Annotated in this window: 7 protein-coding genes and 1 pseudogene; 5 read left to right on the plus strand and 3 right to left on the minus strand. The window is 36.8% G+C overall.

Annotated features, from left to right (window positions below; genetic code table 11):
- Nucleotides 1-308 precede the first annotated feature (308 nt).
- The 5 genes and pseudogenes from CH76_RS12730 to CH76_RS12750 form a co-directional block, all read left to right on the plus strand.
- A complete protein-coding gene (locus CH76_RS12730; RefSeq protein ID WP_036147044.1) occupies nt 309-974 on the plus strand; it encodes a response regulator transcription factor in 666 nt (221 codons plus the stop codon).
- An 85-nt stretch (nt 975-1,059) separates the two neighbouring features.
- Nucleotides 1,060-1,974: an ATP-binding cassette domain-containing protein gene (locus CH76_RS12735; protein WP_036147046.1), complete on the plus strand. Its 915-nt coding sequence runs from the start codon at nt 1,060-1,062 to the stop codon at nt 1,972-1,974.
- Entirely contained in the window at nt 1,967-2,893 is a 927-nt protein-coding gene (locus tag CH76_RS12740) for an ABC transporter permease subunit (RefSeq protein WP_036147048.1), read from the plus strand. Before CH76_RS12735 ends, CH76_RS12740 begins: the two co-directional genes overlap by 8 nt.
- A gap of 201 nt (nt 2,894-3,094) precedes the next feature.
- Nucleotides 3,095-3,847 (plus strand): HAMP domain-containing sensor histidine kinase, encoded by a 753-nt coding sequence (locus tag CH76_RS12745; protein WP_235190404.1) that lies wholly within the window; start codon nt 3,095-3,097, stop codon nt 3,845-3,847.
- A pseudogene (locus CH76_RS12750) lies at nt 3,822-4,454 on the plus strand (Tn3 family transposase); the annotation flags it as partial. The gene CH76_RS12745 and the pseudogene CH76_RS12750, both read left to right, overlap by 26 nt.
- A 72-nt stretch (nt 4,455-4,526) precedes the next feature.
- Here the strand turns inward: CH76_RS12750 and CH76_RS12755 are convergent.
- The 3 genes from CH76_RS12755 to CH76_RS12765 form a co-directional block, all read right to left on the minus strand.
- Nucleotides 4,527-5,096: a recombinase family protein gene (locus CH76_RS12755; RefSeq protein ID WP_036147053.1), complete on the minus strand. Its 570-nt coding sequence runs from the start codon at nt 5,094-5,096 to the stop codon at nt 4,527-4,529.
- 171 nt (nt 5,097-5,267) lie between these two features.
- Nucleotides 5,268-6,071, minus strand: a complete 804-nt coding sequence (locus CH76_RS12760; protein ID WP_036147056.1) for a hypothetical protein — start codon at nt 6,069-6,071, stop codon at nt 5,268-5,270.
- Between the two features lie 153 nt (nt 6,072-6,224).
- The coding region (locus tag CH76_RS12765) for an ISL3 family transposase (protein ID WP_036147057.1) at nt 6,225-6,627 on the minus strand (403 nt) is incomplete at its 5' end.

The raw sequence follows: 6,627 nt of genomic DNA on the forward strand, positions 1-6,627 counted from the left end.
CTTTGGGGACATAAACAAAACGAGAAAACGTTGATGTAACAGCGTTTTCTCGTTTTTTATGGAACATTGTTTATACGTGATTTTATGCACTTTTGTTAAAAGTCAGTGCCAGCAACGTTTACGCTTATTTTTGTATTGGCTGCGTTTGTTACGATGTTATATAAAATCCTGCATATTTTTATCGATTTAAAGTCAAACTTTTATGCTATGCTTTCATATAGAAACGATATTTTGAAAAATATGGTGCAAGTATGAAGAGAGTTTTTTAATCAAAATATTGTATACCAAATTGAATGGAGGAACGATCCATGCAATCCATTTTAATTGTTGAAGATGATATTTATATAAGCGATATGGTGGCAAATCGTTTACAGCGGGAAGGCTTTCATGTCTTAAAGGCTTTTTCTGGAACAGAGGCATTGCTCGTTTTGGCATCGCAGCAACCTGATTTGATTTTACTAGACCTTATGCTACCCGGTCTCTCAGGTGAAGAAGTATTACCTAAAATTCAACAAACGCCAGTTATTATTATGAGTGCCAAAGCAGAAGTAAATGAAAAGGTTCAGTTACTGCTAAACGGAGCTGCAGATTATGTGACAAAGCCTTTCAATTTAGAAGAGCTTGTTGCGCGTATAAGGGTTCAACTACGAAAGGCACAACAAACAGAACAGCAGCAGCTACTTACCTATTCTGATATTACAATGGATACCATTTCTCATGTAGTGACCGTCCATGAACAGCCTATAAAGCTCACTAGAACAGAGTATGCAATTTTAAAATGCTTGCTTCAACATCCAAAGCAAGTTGTCACAAAGTCGCAAATCCTACATGTTATTTCAAGTGATACGCCCGATTGCACAGAATCAACATTGAAAGTACATATGAGCAATATTCGGATTAAATTGCGTGAAGCGACTGGCAAGGACTATATACAAGCAATTTGGGGTATCGGCTTTAAATTTGAAAACAATTAAATCTATACGATTTCTTTACCATTTTCTTAACCGTTTTCTTTACACTTTTTTGCTATCCTTTGGGCACATCAAAGGAGGTTGTAATATGGACTATGTATTACAAGTACAAGGTTTAACAAAAAAGTATCATCAAAATACGGTCATTAACGATTTACATATGAGCGTGCCAAAGGGAGCTATTTACGGCTTTGTAGGTAAAAATGGTGCCGGTAAAACAACGCTTATTCGGCTCATTTGTGGTTTACAAGAGCCAACAGCTGGGGCGTATACGTTATATGGCACAAATCATCATGAAAGCGATATTTCAACGATGCGTCGCCGTATAGGTGCAGTCATTGAAGGGCCTTCTATTTATATGAATATGACAGCTGAGGACAATTTAAAGGTGCAGTATCGTGTGCTCGGACTCCCCTCTTTTGATGGGATTCCAACGTTACTTCGATTAGTCGGCCTCGAGCATACCGGCAAGAAAAAGGCGAAGCACTTTTCACTCGGTATGCGACAACGATTAGGCATTGCTGTTGCACTATGCGGAGACCCTGATTTTTTAGTACTCGACGAACCGATGAACGGACTTGATCCAAAGGGTATTATCGAAATGCGCGAGCTCATCTTAAAATTAAATCGTGAGCAGCAAATAACGATACTCATTTCAAGCCATATATTAGATGAATTAGCACGTGTAGCAACGCACTATGGCTTTATTGATAACGGTAAAATGATTCAAGAAATTAGTAGCACCGAGTTAGAAAAAGTATTCCGTAAATGTACCCGTATAAAAGTGTCGAATATGGGTGTGCTAACACGTGTACTCGATTCTATGCAACAGGAATATACGGTTGTTTCTGAAGAAGCTGTAAATGTGTTTGGTGAGGTACACATTACCCCACTTGTTTTAAGACTTGCGAACGAACATTGCAATGTGCTGTCTATACATGAGCTCGATGAAAGTTTAGAACACTACTACTTAAACATTGTAGGAGGTGCTAAACATGCTTAACGTCATACGAGCAGAGCTATTTCGCTCTAAAAAAAGCAAATTATTTTGGTTAATACTCACTGCCATTTTCATAAATGGGGGCGTTTATGGTATGTCCGTTGCAACGAGTGAACTATTTGACGATATATTCATTATGCCTTTATTTATTCTACTTGCCGCCTACTTCTCACTGATGATTGGTAGAGAATACGCAGACGGTACGATTCGTAATAAAGTCATTGCTGGTAAAACAAAGGCCACGATTTACTTTGCACAAATCACGCTTAGTTTGATAACTAGCACAATTTTTATCGGTGCATTTTTCATTCCATTTATCGTGATTGCGAGTACAACAATGGCTGCAAATATTCCACTAGCAGTCATACTATCTAGTAGTGTTGGCTTTATAATGAGTATCTTTGTTTGGAGCATTTTGTTTACCGTTGTCAGTATACTGATTTCATCACGTGAAATTGCAGCAATCATTAATTTCATCCTGTTCTTTGCTATCATGATTGGCGCTTATCAAATTAACCATTCGTTAGGGCAACAGGAATATATAGGTACCATTACGTCCGAATTACCGGAGCAAATGACGCCAGAGGAAGTCAAACAAGCAGTGGACGGCACATTTGAAGGTAGCTATTATACAGAACAGAATGATGATGGTGCACTTATCTATTTAAAGTTGATTCAATCTGGAGAGGAAATACTAAACCCTCGATATATTGATGAGCCATTGCGCACAATACTGCAACCGCTTGAGTATTTATTGCCATATGGGCAATTGAATGCTTATATATCAACGCTAACTAGCTATATGTATGCTGGTAGCGAGGAAGATGTTCCGTTCCATTTATTCCCGCTCTATTCTCTTTGTATGTTAGCTGTATTAATTGCAATCGGCTTCATCGCATTTCGTAAAAAAGACTTAAGTTAAAGGTAGGTGAGCAAGATGCTTCTTTGGATTTGCTGTGGCGTTTTATTGCTGATTGTCCTCTTTCTTGGGACCAGACTTTTCATGCTTCGAAGAGGGATTAATGAATTTCAGGAGGATTTGAAGAAGCATCTTGCGCATGAAACGAATACGCTTCTTTCAACCTCTACAACAGATCGACAAATTCAACTCTTAGCGGCGGAAATGAATATTCACCTCCGTGAGCTACGCGAAAAAAGAAGACGTTATGAAAACGGGGATCAGGAATTGAAAGATGCAGTTACAAATATCTCTCATGATTTACGCACACCACTAACAGCTATTTCCGGCTACCTTGAACTACTCGAACAAGAGGAAAAATCGGCAGCAGCTACGCAATATTTAAACACTATTAAAAATCGTACCGAGGCAATGAAGGGGTTAATCGAGCAATTATTCCACTACTCGATGATTACATCATCAACGGAAAAACCGAATATGACAGTTGTCTCCTTAAATGCTGTATTAGAAGAAAGTATCTCGATATATTACAGTGCACTTGTTGAAAAAAATATCGAACCCATCATCACGATACCAGAGGAGCCAATTAAACTTTTTGGAGATCAACAAATTTTACATCGAATTTTCGATAATTTACTGAGCAATGCGATTAAATATAGCGATGGTGATTTGCACATTACCCTTTCACCTAACGGAACTATTTCATTCATGAATACCGCTTCATCTTTAACGACGATTGAGGTTGAAAAATTATTTAATCGATTTTATACGGTTGATTCCGCAAGATATTCCACTGGTCTTGGTCTATCCATTGTCGAAAACTTAGTTGAGCAACTAAGAGGCAAAATATCTATAGCATTTCACGATAATCAACTGACAATTGCATTATCATTCCCTAACTTAATAAAAGTAAATGAAAGGAGCCCTTCATATATCACGTATTGGAGCACGTTATGAACCCCATTCATTTCGCAGATTTAAAGAAAATAAGAAATATGCCATCCTTGTAACATATTTAATGACATGAAGTCAGGACTTAATTGACCAGGCAATTGAAATTCATGATCGGCAAATGATGATTTTACAATCAAAAGGTCGTAAAACGCAAGAAGAAATGCAAAAGGAAAATGGAAAAGCAGTTAATGAAAAAGTGGTTCATTTTGCGGATATTGGGGCTGCCCTTATTCAAACACGGGATAAAGGACTTGATCCATTTAGCACCATTGAAAAGGTAATGCCATGGGATAAAATCGTTACTTCTGTTGAAGAAGCTAAAAAACTAGCACGGCCAATGGATTATGATTACCTTGATTTGCTAGAAAACAGATTTACTTATCTCAGAAAGTATACCCCTGCTCTTCTTAAATCCTTAGAATTTCGTTCTACAAAAGCAGCTGAACCATTATTACATGCATTAAAAACGTTGAACGAGATGAATGAATCAGGAAAAAGAAAAGTGCCAGATGGGGCTCCATTAGATTTTATCCCAAAACGATGGGAAAAACATATGTATGATGAGGAAGGAACAATTAATCGCCATTATTATGAAATGGCTGCTCTAACAGGGGTCCCGTCAGAAAAATGCGGATTTACAACGTTAAGGAAAAACGCAAACAAAACAAGAGCATGCCCAATATTAACTGTTGGGCTGCTCTTGTTTTAAATAGCGATAAAGTGTAGCACAACTAATCCCTGTCATTTCAACAATTTCACTCACACTATACTGTTCAGATTTATATAAATTGATGGCTTTTTTCAGTTCACGTTCATTCACTTTTGGACGCCCACCTTGACGCCCTCTTGCTCTAGCACTGGTTAGCCCTTCCTTGGTTCGCTGGACAATTAAATCACGTTCAAACTGGCTGAATGCTTGGAACACCGTCATCATTAATTTCCCTTGTGGTGTTGAAGTATCAAAGTTTTCTTTAATGCTTAGCAACTTGATCTCTCGTTCTTCAAAATACGCAACTAATTCAATTAAATCCTTCGTACTTCTACCTAATCGAGAGAAGCTTTCAACAATTACCATATCCCTTGGTCGCAATTTATCCTTCAGCCGATTTAATTCCGGACGATCTGCTTTCGTTCCAGATAATTTCTCCGTTAAAATCTCATCGCAATTGTACTGCTTCAATAAATCTAACTGTCGATTCAATTCCTGCTGTCGTGTACTCACTCGTGCATAGCCATAAGTATAAGAAGCCATCGTTTCCCCCCTTTGATATACAAATCTATATCACAAAGGGGGCTTTATGAAACATAGATTTTGAGCAAAGTTTTGATACAGTATTTGGCAAGTAATACGGGTTAAAATTACTGAATGAAAATCGTCTCAAAAACAATGGCTTTTGAGACGGTTTATAAACACTTAATTATTTTAAAGGCGCACATCAATCACAGAATTATTAACGGTTGGATGTTTATAAATCTTTGAGTCATTAAATAGTGTGGCAAAATCATTCCACTTTGCACGAAGTTCATCTTGAAATTGATTCAAAACATCTTCAGGACTATTTTTTAATTGCAATTGATTTTCTTTAAAGTTCGTTAAAATTGTTTCAAAAGACTGAACGAAATTTGATTGGCTAGATAAATCTAGTTGATTATAAGAGCCAACCATCTTTTTTTCTTGTTCTTGTAATGTTTTTATTCCGGTCGTTGCGATTGTTTTCTTACCTAATGTTGGATATTTAGAGCTTAGTTTATCCATACGTTCTTGTGCAGCTTCATAGATTTTAACTTGAAAGTTCAAACCATCCTCTTGATAGCTTTTAATGGCCTTATTCGTCTGGTCTTTGTATTTTTCAGGAATCAATTTATCAGCAATCAGTTGCAATTGTGCATTCGTTTGGGCACGGTCCATTACGAAATAATCACCTGTACCACCTTTTGGCTTTTCAATACTTTTCTTTATCAACATATCGATTTTTCTCTTCTCATCTAAGCTCAGTTCATCCATACCCTTAATAAAATTGAAGTGAGCCATTTCACCTGTAACATTTACTTTAATTTCTGATGGATTTATTGAAGCATTTCCTCTGTTCGTGATAGTAGAGTTATTTTTTATGCTTACTTTTGCTTGTTCTTCAATTTGTTTTAATTCCTTATTCTTAATTAATGAATGATTTTTTAATGACATAGAATGTTCCAAATTTAACTTCTTATTGTTTAAAATATTCAAATCCTCTCATCTCCTTTCTTAATTTTACTATCGGTCTCCTTTTAATTTTGTTAATATCACCCTTTTCAGTGTTAAAAATATCCAATTTTAATTTTATCTCCAGATAATTAATGTATTATTTTGGTTCATCACCATAAGTCGGGGATGACAAAATCAATGCCCTGTTTCCAATCGTAATCGAAGGAACAGATGGGCATCGTTTCGGTAGCCAAATCCACGTCTTTTGATGAGTTTAATTTTATTATTTGTCCCCTCCATAATGCCATTCGAGAAAGGGGAACAGATGGTATGAATCATCGCTTCTTCTCGTGCAATGATGGTCTTCGCGATTTTTGCGACGACACCACACGTGTGAAACTGGTATCGTTTTAACCAATCTTTTAATCGCTTTTTCGCTTGTGTACGTGTCGTTGCTTTTAACACATAGCGCATATGATTCAGCGCTTGATAAATATGCTTTGTATGGTCATCTTCAAGATGCCATTCTTGTACAAAAGCACGTTCTTCTACCGTTAATTGTTCGGGCTTTCGAGCTAAACAACGGTCAATAAAACGT

Source organism: Lysinibacillus sp. BF-4 (assembly GCF_000743635.1).
Classification (GTDB): Bacteria; Bacillota; Bacilli; order Bacillales_A; family Planococcaceae; genus Metalysinibacillus; species Metalysinibacillus saudimassiliensis.

What these genes read in the sequence shown, in the direction of transcription:
- CH76_RS12730 (WP_036147044.1), top strand. Translation starts at nt 309, where the DNA reads ATGCAATCCATTTTAATTGTTGAAGATGATATTTATATAAGCGATATG.
- CH76_RS12755 (WP_036147053.1), bottom strand. Translation starts at nt 5,096, where the DNA reads ATGGCTTCTTATACTTATGGCTATGCACGAGTGAGTACACGACAGCAG.
- CH76_RS12745 (WP_235190404.1), top strand. Translation starts at nt 3,095, where the DNA reads ATGAATATTCACCTCCGTGAGCTACGCGAAAAAAGAAGACGTTATGAA.
- CH76_RS12740 (WP_036147048.1), top strand. Translation starts at nt 1,967, where the DNA reads ATGCTTAACGTCATACGAGCAGAGCTATTTCGCTCTAAAAAAAGCAAA.
- CH76_RS12735 (WP_036147046.1), top strand. Translation starts at nt 1,060, where the DNA reads ATGGACTATGTATTACAAGTACAAGGTTTAACAAAAAAGTATCATCAA.